Annotated in this window: 13 protein-coding genes; 8 read left to right on the top strand and 5 right to left on the bottom strand. The window is 68.4% G+C overall.

Translation table 11 applies throughout. The features are described from left to right. Positions 1–226: 226 nt before the first annotated feature. Positions 227–1,204, bottom strand: coding sequence for a DNA-binding protein YbiB (gene ybiB, locus OIK44_RS14795; RefSeq protein WP_273671645.1), 978 nt, complete (start codon positions 1,202–1,204; stop codon positions 227–229). Positions 1,205–1,352: 148 nt separating this feature from the next. On the opposite strand from ybiB, the gene OIK44_RS14790 reads away from it, so the two are divergent. The 7 genes from OIK44_RS14790 (at position 1,353) to tsaD (ending at position 8,690) form a co-directional block, all read left to right on the top strand. After that, positions 1,353–2,852: a DUF4331 domain-containing protein gene (locus tag OIK44_RS14790; protein WP_273671644.1), complete on the top strand. Its 1,500-nt coding sequence runs from the start codon at positions 1,353–1,355 to the stop codon at positions 2,850–2,852. A 35-nt stretch (positions 2,853–2,887) separates the two neighbouring features. Continuing rightward, the gene (locus OIK44_RS14785) at positions 2,888–3,124 is read left to right on the top strand and encodes a hypothetical protein (RefSeq protein ID WP_273671643.1); all 237 of its coding nucleotides are present in this window, start codon (positions 2,888–2,890) and stop codon (positions 3,122–3,124) included. A gap of 90 nt (positions 3,125–3,214) precedes the next feature. Beyond that, a complete protein-coding gene (locus tag OIK44_RS14780) occupies positions 3,215–4,411 on the top strand; it encodes a hypothetical protein (RefSeq protein ID WP_273671642.1) in 1,197 nt (398 codons plus the stop codon). After that, complete coding sequence (locus tag OIK44_RS14775) at positions 4,411–5,547, top strand: HupE/UreJ family protein (RefSeq protein ID WP_273671993.1); 1,137 nt, start codon at positions 4,411–4,413, stop codon at positions 5,545–5,547. Before OIK44_RS14780 ends, OIK44_RS14775 begins: the two co-directional genes overlap by 1 nt. Positions 5,548–5,613: 66 nt before the next feature. Then, complete coding sequence (locus OIK44_RS14770) at positions 5,614–6,267, top strand: hypothetical protein (protein WP_273671641.1); 654 nt, start codon at positions 5,614–5,616, stop codon at positions 6,265–6,267. 103 nt (positions 6,268–6,370) lie between these two features. Continuing rightward, positions 6,371–7,435, top strand: coding sequence for a 3-deoxy-7-phosphoheptulonate synthase (locus OIK44_RS14765; RefSeq protein WP_273671640.1), 1,065 nt, complete (start codon positions 6,371–6,373; stop codon positions 7,433–7,435). 214 nt (positions 7,436–7,649) lie between these two features. Next, positions 7,650–8,690, top strand: a complete 1,041-nt coding sequence (gene tsaD, locus OIK44_RS14760; RefSeq protein ID WP_273671991.1) for a tRNA (adenosine(37)-N6)-threonylcarbamoyltransferase complex transferase subunit TsaD — start codon at positions 7,650–7,652, stop codon at positions 8,688–8,690. 3 nt (positions 8,691–8,693) lie between these two features. Here the strand turns inward: tsaD and OIK44_RS14755 are convergent, their stop codons facing one another. Beyond that, positions 8,694–9,500: an ABC transporter ATP-binding protein gene (locus OIK44_RS14755; protein ID WP_273671639.1), complete on the bottom strand. Its 807-nt coding sequence runs from the start codon at positions 9,498–9,500 to the stop codon at positions 8,694–8,696. A gap of 1 nt (position 9,501) precedes the next feature. After that, positions 9,502–10,416, bottom strand: coding sequence for a nitrate ABC transporter permease (gene ntrB / locus OIK44_RS14750; protein ID WP_273671638.1), 915 nt, complete (start codon positions 10,414–10,416; stop codon positions 9,502–9,504). 297 nt (positions 10,417–10,713) lie between these two features. Here ntrB and OIK44_RS14745 point away from each other — a divergent pair, with 297 nt between their 5' ends. Continuing rightward, positions 10,714–11,709: a DUF3616 domain-containing protein gene (locus OIK44_RS14745; RefSeq protein WP_273671637.1), complete on the top strand. Its 996-nt coding sequence runs from the start codon at positions 10,714–10,716 to the stop codon at positions 11,707–11,709. 47 nt (positions 11,710–11,756) lie between these two features. Here the strand turns inward: OIK44_RS14745 and OIK44_RS14740 are convergent, their stop codons facing one another. Beyond that, positions 11,757–12,659: an ion transporter gene (locus OIK44_RS14740; protein WP_273671636.1), complete on the bottom strand. Its 903-nt coding sequence runs from the start codon at positions 12,657–12,659 to the stop codon at positions 11,757–11,759. Between the two features lie 27 nt (positions 12,660–12,686). Then, entirely contained in the window at positions 12,687–14,438 is a 1,752-nt protein-coding gene (locus OIK44_RS14735; protein WP_273671635.1) for a monovalent cation:proton antiporter-2 (CPA2) family protein, read from the bottom strand. Positions 14,439–14,504: the final 66 nt, after the last annotated feature.

The following is a 14,504-nucleotide window of genomic DNA, read 5'->3' as shown; positions in this document are numbered from 1 at the left end:
AAAGCGCCATTGTAAACCCAGCCGCCCTCCAGCCCGCTTGGGGTCAGGTCTAGACATGGCGGTTTTCGCAAAAGCAACAATGGGGTCAGGTCTAGACATGGCGGTTTTTTTGATGGCCCGCCAGAAAAACTAATAAACCGGCAAACAAGCTGTCACGCCAGAACCGGATTCCAGTGTTGTTTTTTTGAAAAAACCGCCATGTCTAGACCTGACCCCATTGTTGGGTTTAGGAATGGCGCAGGGCGGCGCAAACGCGCAGGCATTGCGCCATTTGTTCGACGATCGGCGCCGGCACCGGGATCGTGCCCGCCAGGACGGCCGCTATCCATGCCGCCGTCGTCGCCGCGTCGCGCTCGGCCGGCAGGTCCGGCAGGGTTTGCACCAGATTTTGTTTTTCGACGAGGATGCTGCGCTCGCCCGCGTGGAACCAGTCGATTTGTTGCGCTTTGTTGGCGTTGGCCACCGTTTCGCCTTCGGTGCCGCGCATCAGGAAGGCGTCGCCCCGTTCGCGCGGCGCCGCCGTCGTGAAGTAGGCGCCCAGCATGGCGAGGTATTCGGGGTGGGTGTAGGACACCAGCCGCAGCGCCGGCCCGGCAAACGGTTGCATGATTTTGACGAGGGTGTGGGTGGAGTTGCGCACGCCCAGCACGCGCCGCAGCGCCAGCAGCCGCGCCAGCGCCGGCGCCAGGGCGTCGATGCCGATGAAGGCGGGCCGGCCGGCCGCCAGCGCCGCTTCCGCTTCGGCGTGGCTGCCCGCCGCCGCCAGGCCCAGCGCCTGGAAGACTTCGGCCGTCGTCACGCGGCCCGGGTCGCTGTTGACGCCGTGTACGAGCACGGGCACGCCTTCGCGCGCCAGCAGCAGCGCCAGCAGGGCCGTCAGGTTGGCCATTTTGCGCGCGCCGTTGTAGCTGGGCAGGACGATGGGAGCGTAGGGGCCGGCCGGCGCCGCCAGCGGCGCGAAGGAGGCCTCGGCCGCGTCGAGGAAGCCGGCGATTTCGTCGACGGATTCGCCTTTGATGCGCATCGCCAGCAGGATGCCGCCCAGCTCGAGGTCGCTGACGCGGCCTTCCAGCATGGCGCCGTACAGTTCTCGGGCGTCGCCGCGCGTCATGCTGCGCGCGCCGTCTTTGCCGCGGCCGATTTCTTTGATGAAGCGCGCGGCCGGGTAGGGTTCTGGTAAATGGGGGGAGGCGGTAGGTGTCATGCCTGTCAGTTTAGCGGATTTGCCGCGCCGCCCGGCGCGCCCCGCTGAAAATATCTGGCCCGCTTTGAATCCGTCCGCCCCGCCGCCCCGTATATGAGCTTGCAGCGCCTTTTTCTCACCCGTTTCCTTACCCTATTCGGAGGTTGATATGTCAGTTCTTTCATCCAGGGTCGCCCTTGGAACGGCGATATTCAACACGGTCCTGGCCTGCGCCTGGAGTCCGCCCGCGTGCGCGTCCAGCCACCGCGAGGCGCCGTTCATCACGCGCGCGCCGAAGGTCGACGCGACCGATTTTTATATGTTCCGCAGCTACGAGCCGGGCCGCGATAAGTTCGTCACGCTGGTGGCCAATTATGTGCCGCTGCAGGATCCCTACGGCGGCCCGAATTATTTCGCGCTGGATCCGGACGCCTTGTATGAAATTCATATCGACAACAACGGCGACGCCAGGGAGGATCTGACGTTCCAGTTCCGCTTCGCCAACAGCATCAAGGATGCCCAGTTCACCGTCGGCGGCAAGAAGGTGTCGATTCCGCTGGTAATCAACGGCGGCGCGATCGATGGCGTCAATCCGCCCGGCATCAATGTGCGCGAGACTTATGGCGTGACCGTCGTGCGCGGCGACCGCCGCCACGGCAGCCGCGCCGCCGTCACCAATGCCGACGGCGGCGCGGCCGTGTTCGACAAGCCGATCGACAATATCGGCGCCAAGTCCATTCCGGAATACGCGAAGTATGCCGCCAAGCATGTCTACAATGTGCACATTCCCGGCTGCGCCACGCCGGGGCGGATGTTCGTCGGCCAGCGCAAGGATTCCTTCGTCGTCAATCTGGGCGAAACGTTCGACCTGATCAATATCAAGGCGCCGGCCGTCGAGTTCAGCCCCAGCGCCGAAAGGGACGCCAGGGACGATCTGGCCGACAAGAACGTCACCTCGATCGCGCTGGAGGTGGCCACGTCCTGCCTGACGGCCGGCGGCGGCGATCCGGTGATCGGCGGCTGGACCACGGCCAGTCTGCGCCAGGGCCGCCTGCTGAATCCGGCGCCGAGGAGCGGCGCCGGCGCGTCGAAGGAGGGCGGTGCCTGGGTGCAGGTGTCGCGCCTGGGCATGCCGCTGGTGAACGAGGTGGTCATCGGACTGAAGGATAAGGACCGCTTCAACCACAGCGCACCGGCCGCCGACGGCCAGTTTGCCGATTATGTGACGAATCCGACCCTGCCGGCGCTGGTGGAGGTCTTGTTCGGCAGCGCCGGCGCGAAGGCGCCGACGAATTTCCCCCGCAATGACCTGGTCGCCGCCTTCCTGACCGGCATCAAGGGCGTGAACCAACCCGCCACGGTCAAGGCGGCCGAGATGCTGCGCCTGAACACCGCGGTGGCGCCGCTACCGATGGGCGCGCAAAAACGCCTCGGCGTGATCGACGGCGACAGCGCCGGCTTCCCGAACGGCCGCCGCCCGGGCGACGATGTCGTCGACGTGGCGCTGCGCGTGGTGATGGGCAAGTTGTGCACGCTGAATATCGGCTGCGCGCCCGCCGACGCGCCGGCCGGGGCGATCCGCTTCACGGACGGCGCCTACCTCGACGATAGCGCTTTCACGGCCGCCTTCCCGTATCTGACGACGCCGTTGGCCGGTTCGCCGCAGTAGTCAGCGCCACCATACCAATGAGACAGGAGAGCAAAATGAACAAGCTATGTCTGGTGTTTGCCGTCTTTCTGAGCGCCTGCGGCGGCGGTGGCGGCGGCAGCGGTCCCGCCGGCGGCGGCGATGTCGTCGTCACGCCTGCGCCGCCGGCGCCGAGCGCCTATGTCGCGCAGATCCAGGCGCTGGCCGCCGCCAGCGACGACGACGCCGATCCGCTCGATCCAGATAGCGTCGCGGTGACGGCGCCCGACGATACCGATCCGCTGATCTTGTAGCGCCCTGGAGCCGGCGGCGCGGTCGCGGTGTCCGGCGGCCGCGCCACGGCCCACCGCCTCGCCGCCCCCATTTTCCAGTGGAGTTCAGCCATGAATAACGCCTTTTCCCTGCGCCGGCGCGCACTGGCCGTTTGCGCGGCGGCGCTGGCCGGCGCCGCCGCGCAGGCGACGCCCTACACGCCCGCCAGCGGCGCCGTCGTTGTCGAGGTGCTGCCGCGCCGCGCCGACCCGCTGCAGCAGGAGCTGCGCCGCCTGCGCGCCGAGCTGGCCGCCAGCCCGCGCGACGTCGGCCTGGCCAGCCGGCTGGCGCGGCGCTATCTGGCCGCCGCGCGCAGCGAAACCGATCCGCGCTATCTCGGCTACGCCCAGGCCGCGCTGGCGCCGTGGTGGCAGTCGACGGCGCCGCCGCCGGCCGTGCGTCTGTTGCGCGCCACCCTGCTGCAGAGCACCCACCATTTCGCCGCCGCGCTGGCCGATCTGGACGCCGTCGTCGCCGCCGAGCCGGCCAACGCCCAGGCCTGGCTGACGCGCGCCACGGTGCTGACCGTGCAGGGCGAGTACGCGGCGGCCACCGCCAGTTGCGCGCGCCTGTCGGCGCTGGCCGGGGATCTGGTCAGCGCCACCTGCCTGTCCGGCATCGCCGGCTTGACGGGGCGCGCGGCCGGCGCCGAGCAGTTGCTGGCGCTGACGCTGGGCCGCAGCGCCGGCGCCGCGCCGGAGGTGCAGGTCTGGGTGTTGACGCTGCTGGCGGAAATGGCGACGCGCCGCGGCGACGCGGCGGCGGCCGAGGCGCGCTTTCGCCGCGCGTTGGCGCTCGATGCGCGCGACAGTTATCTGCTGGGCGCCTACGCCGATTTCCTGCTGGACCAGCGCCGCCCGGCCGAGGTACTCAACCTGTTGCGCGAGCAGGGCCGCATCGACGCCCTGCTGCTGCGCCAGGCGCTGGCGCTGCGCCAGGGCGCCGGCACGCAGCAGGCGCTGGCGGCGGCCGAGGCCGAACTGCTGGCGCGCTTTCGCGCCGCCGCGCTGCGCGGCGACAGCGTGCACCAGCGCGAGGAGGCCCGTTTCGAGCTGCATCTGCGCCGCAACGCACCGGCCGCGCTGGCGCTGGCGCGCTTGAATTGGGCGGTGCAGAAGGAGCCGGCGGACATCCGTATCTTCCTCGAAGCGGCGCTGCAGGCGCGCGACCCCGGCGCCGCCGCGCCCGTGCTGCAATGGATCGCGGCGAAAGGGATAGAGGACGTCGCCATCGCGCGCCTGGCGCGCCAGTTGCGGGCGGGGGCGTGATGGGCCGCCGCGCGCGGTGGACGCCCTGGGCCGCCCTGCTGGCGCTGCTGTGCGGGCTGGCGGCGCCGGCGCGGGCGCACAAGCCCAGCGACAGCTACCTGACGCTGGACGTCCGCGGCAGCCATATCACGGGCCAGTGGGACATCGCGCTGCGCGACCTCGACTTCGCCATCGGCCTCGACGCCGACGCCGACGGCCGGTTGACGTGGGACGAGGTGCGCGCGCGCCACCCGGCCATCGCCGCCTACGCGCTGGGCCGGCTGGCGCTGTCGAGCGCGCAGGCGGGCTGTCCGGTGCGCCTGCGCGAGCAACTGATCGAGCGCCATACGGACGGCGCCTACAGCGTGCTGCGCTTCGACGCCGACTGCGCGGCGCCGCTCGACGCCGTCGATATCGCCTACCGCCTGTTCGCCGACATCGACCCGCAGCACAAGGGCCTGTTGCAACTGCGCCACGGCGGCGCCACGTCGACGGCCATCTTCAGCCCGGAGCGGCCGCGCCAGAGCCTGGCGCTGGCGGCGCCGGACCGGCTCGGCCAGTTCGCCGCCTATGTGCGCCACGGCGCCTGGCATATCTGGATCGGCTACGACCACATCCTGTTCCTGCTGTCGCTGCTGCTGCCGGCCGTGCTGGCGCCGGCCACGGCGCGCCCGTCCGACAGCTTCCGCGACAGCCTGGTCGACGTGTGCAAGGTCGTCACGGCGTTCACGCTAGCCCATTCGCTGACGCTGAGCCTGGCCAGCCTGTCGCTGCTGACGCCGCCCTCGCGCTGGGTCGAGACGGCCATCGCCGCCTCGGTCGTGCTGGCGGCGCTGAACAATCTGCTGCCGCTGTTCCGCGGGCGCCGCCCGCTGGTCGCCTTCGCCTTCGGCCTGGTGCACGGCTTCGGCTTCGCCGGCGTGCTGGCCGACCTGGGGCTGGGGCAGGCGTCGCTGCTGGCCAGCCTGCTCGGCTTCAACCTCGGCGTGGAGCTGGGCCAGCTGGCCATCGTCGCCGCCTTCCTGCCGCTGGCCTATCTGCTGCGCCACACCTGGTTCTACCGCCAGTTGCTGGGCGCCGGCTCGACGCTGATCGCGCTGCTGGCCACGGTCTGGCTGGTCGAGCGCGCGCTCGATCTGAAACTGCTGCCGCTCTAATCGGGCGCCCCCTTTCCCGCACTTTGCAATACTATCCGTGCCAGCACCTATGAAAATGAACGAATCATGAACAACACCCAAGTAACCGTCGGTATCCATGTCAGCAAACTGAAACTGGACGTGGCGCTGCTGGCGCACGGCGAAATCCAGAACAAAGTGGTGGAAAACGACTTGGCCGGCTTCCGCTGGCTGCGCACCTGGCTGACCCGGCGCGAGGTCAGCGTCGCCGGCCTGCCCGTGTGCATGCAGGCGACCGGGCCCTACAGCGAGGCGGCGGCGCTGGCCCTGACGGCGATGGGCATGGTCGTCAGCGACGTCGACCCGGCCAGCGTCCAGGCCTTCGCCGGCGCCGCACCGGCCGCCGATTGCGCGGCGCGCCTCGACGCCGTGCTGCTGGCGCGCTTTTGCGCCGCCACCCACCCGGCGCCGTGGGTGCCGCCGCCGGCCGCCTTCCGCACGCTGCGGGCCTGGCTGGCGCAACTGCACGCGCTGCGCGCCGTGCGCCTGCGCGAGGCGCAGCGCCAGTTCGGCCACGAACAGGCCGGCCAGCAGGCGCTGGCGCAGCACGTCCGGGACAGCATCGCCTGCCTGGACGCCCAGCTGCGCCTGCTGGAAAAGGACATCGACACCCATCTGCACCGCCACCCCGCGCTGGCGCGCAACATCGAACTGGCCAGGCGCGCGCCCGCCGGCGCGGACGGCGCCGGCCTGCCGCACTAGGGCGCGGCGGCGGCCGCCCCGGCGTCGCCGGCGTGGCAGGCGCTCATTTCCGCTACACTATTGGTTTCCCGAATCAGCGTTACCGAAAGCCGAAGCCAGAATCATGAACACACCAGATATCGAAAACATCAACGTCACCTCTTTCGCGCCGATGCCCTCGCCGGAAGCCCTGCACGCCAAGCTGCCGCTGTCGGCCAGCGCCTTCGACAGCGTCAGCAAGGGCCGCGAGGCGCTGCGCGACATCATCGACCGCAAGGACCGCCGCCTCTTCGTCGTCGTCGGCCCCTGCTCGATCCACGACCCGGTCGCCGGCCTCGACTATGCGCGCCGCCTGAAGGCGCTGCAGGCCGAGGTGGCCGACACGATGCTGCTGGTGATGCGCGTGTATTTCGAAAAGCCGCGCACGACGACGGGCTGGAAGGGTTACATCAACGACCCGGACATGGACGACTCCTTCCGCGTCGACGCCGGCATGGAAAAGGCGCGCCAGTTCCTGCTCGACGTGTGCGAACTGGGCCTGCCGACGGCGACCGAGGCGCTCGACCCGATCTCGCCGCAGTACCTGGGCGACCTGATCGCCTGGACGGCGATCGGCGCGCGCACCACGGAATCGCAGACGCACCGTGAAATGTCGTCCGGCCTGTCGACCCCGGTCGGCTTCAAGAACGGCACCGACGGCGACATCAGCATCGCCATCAACGCCATCCTGTCGTCGGCGCACCCGCACTCCTTCCTCGGCATCAACAGCCAGGGCAACGTCGCCATCGTGCGCACCCGCGGCAACGCCTACGGCCACGTCGTGCTGCGCGGCGGCGACGGCCGGCCGAACTACGATTCGGTGTCGATCGCCATCGCCGAACAGGCGCTGGCCAAGGCCAAACTGCCGGCCAACCTGGTGGTCGACTGCTCGCACGCGAACAGCTACAAGAAGCCGGAGCTGCAGCCCCTGGTAATGGCCGACGTGATCAACCAGATCCGCCACGGCAACCAGTCGCTGGTGGGCGTGATGATCGAATCGAACCTCGTCGCCGGCAACCAGAAGATCCCGCAAGACCTGTCGCAGCTCAAATACGGCTGCTCGGTGACGGACGGCTGCATCGACTGGGACACGACCGAGGCGATGCTGCGCGACGCGGCGGCGCAACTGCGCCTGCGCCCGCAAGCCTGACGCCGGCGCGGCGGCGCAACAACATTGCAAAACCCTGGGGTCAGGTCTAGACATGGCGGTTTTCTTGCCAAATAGCCTGCCCGCAGCCTTATTCGGGGGAAAAAACCGCCATGTCTAGACCTGACCCCAAAGTTGTGCCGGGGAAAACCGCCATGTCTAGACCTGACCCCAACGTTGTACAATGGTGGATTCCCCTTCCTCTTTGTACTCCTTCATGATTGTTCTCGGCGTCGAATCCTCCTGTGACGAAACCGGCCTGGCCCTGTACGACACCCAGCGCGGCCTGCTGTCCCACGCCCTCTATTCCCAGGTGGCGATGCACGAGCAGTACGGCGGCGTGGTGCCGGAGCTGGCCTCGCGCGACCATATCCGCCGCGCCATCCCGCTGCTGCAGGAGACGCTGGCCAAGGCCGGCGTGGCGCTGGCCGACATCGACGCCATCGCCTATACCCAGGGTCCGGGCCTGGCCGGCGCGCTGCTGGTCGGTTCCTCGGTGGCTTGCAGCCTGGGACTGGCCGCCGACAAGCCGGTGCTCGGCATCCACCATCTGGAGGGCCATTTGCTGTCGCCGCTGCTGGCCTCCGAGCCGCCCGAATTCCCCTTTGTCGCCCTGCTGGTGTCGGGCGGCCACACGCAGTTGATGCGTGTCGACGGCGTCGGCCAGTACGCGCTGCTGGGCGAGACGCTCGACGACGCCGCCGGCGAGGCCTTCGATAAATCGGCCAAGCTGCTCGGCCTCGGTTATCCGGGCGGGCCGGCCATTTCGCGCCTGGCCGAGTTCGGCGACCCCAGCGTGTATAAGCTGCCGCGCCCGATGCTGCATTCGAAGGATTTGAATTTCAGTTTTTCCGGCTTGAAGACGGCCGTGCTGACGGTGGTGAAGAACCACGAGGAAAAGGTCATCGCCAATATCTGCGAGCAGGACAAGGCCGATATCGCGCGCGGCTTCGTCGACGCCATCGTCGATGTGCTGACGGCCAAGTGCGTCAGCGCGCTCAAGCATACGGGTTTGAAGCGCCTGGTCATTGCCGGCGGCGTCGGCGCCAACGCGCAGTTGCGCGCCGCGCTGAACGCGGCGGCCGCCAAGAAGCGCTTCAAGGTGTTTTATCCGGAGCTGGAGTTTTGCACCGACAATGGCGCGATGATCGCCTTCGCCGGCGCGATGCGCCTGCAGATCAATCCTCAGGCGGCCAAGCGCGACTATTCTTTCAATGTGCGGCCGCGCTGGCCGCTCGACGAAATCAGGGAAATTTAAGGCTCAGGCGGCGTCCGGTTCCGGCCGCCCCTGGCGCCGGTACAGGAAGTCGAGCACGCTGCTGCGGTAGCCCGCGTACAGCGGGTCTTGCGCCAGCGCCAGCCGTTCGCGCGGGCGCGCCAGCCGCACTTGCAGGATCTCGGCGATGCGCGCCGCCGGCCCGTTGCCGAGCATGACGATGCGGTCCGACAGCAGCACGGCTTCGTCGACGTCGTGCGTCGCCATCACCACCGTCGAGCCGGTCGCGGCGACGACGCGCAGCAGCGCCTCTTGCAGGTGGACCCGCGTCAGCGCGTCGAGCTTGCCGAAGGGTTCGTCCATCAGCAGCACTTTCGCTTCCATCGCCAAGGCCCGCGCTATGCCGACGCGCTGTTTCATGCCGTCCGAGATTTCGTGGGGCCGCTTGCGCGCCGACGCCGTCAGGCCGACCAGCGCCAGCGCCGCCATCGCCCGCGCCTTGAGTTGCGCGGCGTTTTCGGTGGCGCCGAAGATGCGCTCGACGCCCAGGTGGACGTTGTCGTGGCAGCTCAGCCACGGCAGCAGCGAGTGGTTCTGGAAGACCACGGCGCGCTGCGGCGACGGCCCGGCGATTTCCCGCCCGCCGCAGATCAGCGCGCCCCCGGTGGCCGTGCTCAGGCCGGCGATCAGGTTCAGCAGGGTCGATTTGCCGCAGCCGGAGTGGCCGATCAGCGTGACGAATTCGCCCTTGGAGACGGTCAGGTTGATGTCGCGCAGCGCCTGGTAGGGCCCCTGTTTGGTGGGGAACGCCATGTCGGTGTGCTGGATGTCGATGAATTTATTGGCGCGCATGTCAGCCTCCCGCTTCCTCGTATGTCCATGCCTTCGCCAGCGCCGCCAGCGCCAGTTCCAGCAGCAGCCCGACGGCGCCGATGACGACGACAGCGATGACGATGTGCGGCACGTTCAAGTTGTTCCATTCGTTCCACAGCCAGAAGCCGATGCCGATTCCGACGTCGCCGCTCAGCATTTCGGCCGCTACGATGACCAGCCAGGCCGTGCCGATAGCCTGGCGCACGCCCGTCAGCATATGCGGCAGCGCGGCGGGCAGCAGTATCTTCGTCGTGCTCTGCCATTCCGACAGGTTCAGCACGCGCGCCACGTTCAGGTAGTCCTGCGGCACGCGCTGCACGCCGGCGGCCGTGTTGACGAGTATCGGCCAGATCGAACAGATGAAGATGGAGCAGATCGCGGCCGGGTCGGCGGCCTTGAAGAGCAGCAGGCCGATCGGCAGCCAGGCCAGCGGCGAGACGGGCTTCAGCAGGGCGACGATAGGATTGAACATGCCGGCCAGGAAGCGGAAGCGGCCGGTCAGGAAGCCCAGCGGGATGCCGACGGCCGCCGCCAGGCCGAAGCCGAGCCCGACCCGCTGCAGCGAGGCGAGGATGTTCCAGCCTATGCCCTGCTCGTTCGGCCCCTGGCGGTGGAAGGGGTCGGCGAACAGTTTGACGGCCTCCTGCCAGGTCAGCCAGGGGCCGGGGAAGTTGCTATTTTTCGCGGCGACGACGTGCCACACGAGCAGCAGCAGGGCCAGCCCCAGCAGCGGTGGCAGGTAAGTGAGGACATAGGGACGCAGCCGCGATTGCCCCGTGCTCAACACGTAGCCGCGCGCCGCCAGCCGCTCGCTGCGCAGCGGCTTGTCCATGCCTTTTAATGCCGGGTCGGCCAGCGGCAGCGCTCCCTTCAGATTATCCATGACTGCACTCATCGCGCCCTCCCTTTATCAGGCTGTGATCTTGATCGAAGCGGCGTAGGCCCGCGGATTTTTAGCCTCTCCAACTACCGCTTCTGCAGCAATTGTTGTGCCAGCCCGGCGGGGCGGCAGCGGCAGGTTTTAGGGCGTTTCTGGTGGTCTGACTATTTTTTCGGCACTGAATTTGTGCGTCGCACCAGGAGGGCGCGGCGGACCGGCGCAAGAAAGCGGTCGACGCCAGCCCCGTTTCGCACTATCGTGTCTTAGCCGCCGCCGGGATCGGCCGGGCGCTGGCGCCACTGGAGTCCTACTATGCACATGACTTTCCCGCTATCGTCTACCCTGCGCGTCCTGGCCTCGGCCGCCGTGCTCGCCGCCGCGCCGCAGTTGCACGCGCAACAGCCCTTCGTTTACCACGGTCTATGCGACGCCTCGGCCGCCGTCGCGCTGGGGCCGGACCGCTTCATCGTCGCCAACGACGAGCGCAATACGCTGAAGATTTACCGGCGCGACGTGGCCGAGGCCCAAGACAAGGTCGATGCCTGGAAATTTCTCGGCACCAAGGAGAAAAAGGAGTCCGACCTGGAAGGCGCCGCCATCCTCGGCCAGCGCATTTACTGGATTTCTTCGCACGGGCGCAATGCCTCGGGCGAGGTGCAGGAGCGCCGCTGGCGCTTCTTCGCCAGCGATCTGGGCGACGGATTGGCGCCCCCCGAGCTGCTGGGAACGGCCTACACGAACTTATTGGCGGACATGAAGTCGGAGGCCGGTTTCGCCCGTCTCAGGCTGGCGGCCGCGGCAGAGCGGGCGCCGGAAGCGCCGGAGACGCCGACGCAACCCGGCGGATTGAACATCGAGGGGCTGGCCGCCGCGCCGCAGGGGCAGTTGCTGATTGGCCTGCGCAGCCCCCTGCTGCACGGCAAGGCCCTGTTGCTGCCGCTGCAGAATCCGGCCGAGCTGGTCGAAAACGGCGGCAAACGGGCCAAGTTCGGCAGCCCCATCGAACTCGACCTGGGCGGACGCGGCGTGCGCAGCATCGAGCTGGTGGGGACGGCGTATCTGATTGTCGCCGGCCCCACCGGGGACAGCGGCAGCTTCGCGCTGTATCGCTGGTCGGGGCAGCGCAACGACGCCGCCGTGCGCCTCGCGCATGACTTCAAGACGCTGCGCCCGGAAGCCCTGTTCGCCATTCCCGGCAGCGACACAGTGCAGATTCTCAGCGACGACGGCGGCGAGGCATGCAAGGATTTACCGGAAGCGCGGCAAACCTTCCGCGGCGCGGTCATCAAACTGCCGCCGGCGCGCTGACGCTCTCGACGCTTGCGCCGCCCGCCCATCAAGCGTTTTCGCCGCCGCTAGTCGTAGATATACGGCGGCAGCGCGGCGCCGCAGTGTTTGCAATAGTCGGCGCCGGCCTCGTGGCCCTCGCTCAGGCATTCGGAGCAGGTGCGCGTGGTCGGCATGCCGAGGCCGCGCTGGGCCGTCATTTCCGCGCTGATGATGCCGGTCGGCACGGCCAAAATGCCCCAGCCCAGCAGCATCATCAGCGAGGCGACGGCGCGCCCCAGGTCGGTTTTCGGCGTCAGGTCGCCAAAGCCGACCGTCGTCACCGTGCTGATGGCCCAGTAGACGGCCGTCGGGATGCTGGTGAAGCCATGCTCGGGGCCTTCGACGGCGTACATGACAGTGCCCAGCAGGAACACCACCATCATGACGACGGACAGGAAGATCAGGATCTTGCGCCGGCTGGCGACGAGGGCGCGGCCCAGCATGCCGTATTCGTGCACATACGAGGTCAGCTTGAGGATGCGGAACATGCGCAGCAGGCGCAGGATGCGCACGTCGATCAGCACGTGGGCGCCGGGGAAGACCAGGCCGATGTAGGTGGGCACGATGGCCAGCAGGTCAATGACGCCAAAGAAGCTGCGCGCGTAACGCAGCGGCCGCTTGACGCAGTACAGCCGCGCCGCATATTCGACGCTGAACAGGCCGGTGAAGAACCATTCGAGGGCCACCAGTTCCCTGCCCCAGCGGGCGGCGACCGGCGCCACGCTGGTCAGCACGACGACCGTCACGCTGAGCACGATGGCGGCAATCAGGCTCAGATCGAACAGCCGGCCGGCGCGCGTGTCGGCCTCGAAAATGATGGTGTAGAGGCGCTCGCGCGGGCCGCGCTCCGGCTTGCCGAATGGCAGCGCGGCGGCGGCCGGCGGACGGCGCCGGGCGTCGGCCGGCGGCAGGGAAGAGGAAGCAGTCATGCCGCCATTGTATAGGCAGCACGGATACTAGAGCTGCGCTTCGCCGCGCAGGCCGGCGTTGCGCAGTTCGCGCTCGTCGTTGACCAGCTCGAAAGCGCGCGCCTCGTCGAAGCCGAGCCGCTGCAGCACCGTCGCCGACAGTTGCAGGCCCGATTCGAGGGCCTCCGGCACGACCAGCGTGGCGCCGGCGTGCATCAGCGCGGCCGCATGTTTTTCATCGCGCGCCCGCGCGTACACCGGCAGGTGCGGACACTCGCGGCGGATCGACTTGACGGCGTGCAGCACCGAGGCCGGGTGGTCCATCGTCAGCACCACGGCCGCGGCCTGGTCGGCGTGGACCTTGTGCAGCAGCTCGGCGCGCGAGGCGTCGCCGAAGTACACGGGGAAGCCGCGCGGGTGCAGCCGCGTGACGAGGCGCGCGTCGTTCTCCACCGCCACATACGGCACGCCCTGCTCCTGCAATATCTTCGCCACCATCTGGCCGATGCGGCCGAAGCCGGCGATGATGATGCGGCTGCCAGCCGGCGCCGCCGCATCGCCGTCGAGGTCGCCCACCTGCTGGCGGTGGCGCCGCTCCCACCAGTTGCCGAAGGCGATGCCGGCCTTGGCCAGCGCCGGCGTCGCAAACAGGCTCAGCCCCACCACCAGCATGAGGAACTGCGCCACCGGCGCGGCGATCAGCTTGGTGCTCAGCGCGTAGGCGACGACGATGAAGGCGAATTCGCCGCCCTGCCCCAGCAGCACGCCCGACTCCAGCGCGCGGCCCCAGTGGAAGCCGCCGATGCGGAAGATGGTGCCGATGACGGCCGTCTTGATGGCGAACAGCGTCAGCACGGCCAGTGGAATCAGCAGCGGCTGGCGGACGATGTCGCGCACGTCGATCTGCATGCCCACCGACATGAAGAACAGGCCCATCAGCAAGCCCTTGAACGGTTCGATGGTCACCTCGACTTCGTGGCGGAATTCCGTTTCGGCCAGCAGCAGGCCGGCCAGCAGCGCGCCCAGCGCCATCGACAGGCCGGCGGCGGCCGTCAAGCCGGCGATGCCAAGCGTACTCAGCAGCGTGAGCGCCATGAACACGTCCGGCTGGCGCTGTTTGACGAAGAACTGGAACAGGGGCCGGATCACGCGCCGCCCCAGCAGGTAGATCAGGACGATGGCGCCGGCCGACTTGAGCAGCGTAAAGCCCAGCAGGTAGCCCAGGCCCGCGCTGTCGCCGCCGGCCAGCACGCCGATCAGGATGAACAGCGGCACCACGGCCAGATCCTGCAGCATCAGGATGGAGAAGGCGGCTTGGCCGGCCGGCGTGTGCAGGGCGCGCCGCTCGTTGAGCAATTGCATGACGACGGCCGTCGACGACAGCGACAGCACGCAGCCGAGCACGATGGCGGCCTCCAGGCTCAGGCCGAACAGATAGCCGAGGCCGCCCAGCAGCGTGGCGCAGATGCCGACCTGGGCAACGCCGGCGCCGAAGACCCAGCGCCGCAGCGACCACAGGCGCTCGGTCGACAGTTCCAGGCCGATCATGAACATCAGGAACATCACGCCCAGCTCGGCCAGGCCGGACACCTGCTCCACGCGCATGAAGGTGAAATGGCCCAACCACGGCTGGCTGGGCGCCCATAGACCGAAGCCGAAGGGGCCGAACAGCGCGCCCACGGCGAGGAAGCCCAGCACCTGGTTGACGCGCAGCCGCTGCAGCAAGGGAATGAAAATGCCGGCCAGCGCGAGAAACAGCAGCGTCTCGCGCAGATAAGGTAATGCGTGTTGTTCTTCCACTCTGGTTCCGTTCATGCACAATGTCGTGGCCGCGATTGTCGCACACGCACCGCCCCTGCCCGCGCC

The sequence above is a fragment of the Janthinobacterium fluminis genome, assembly GCF_028595325.1.
GTDB lineage: Bacteria > Pseudomonadota > Gammaproteobacteria > Burkholderiales > Burkholderiaceae_D > Janthinobacterium > Janthinobacterium fluminis.
Note: the sequence above shows the minus strand (reverse complement) of the source record. Positions and strands in the feature narration are given on the sequence as shown.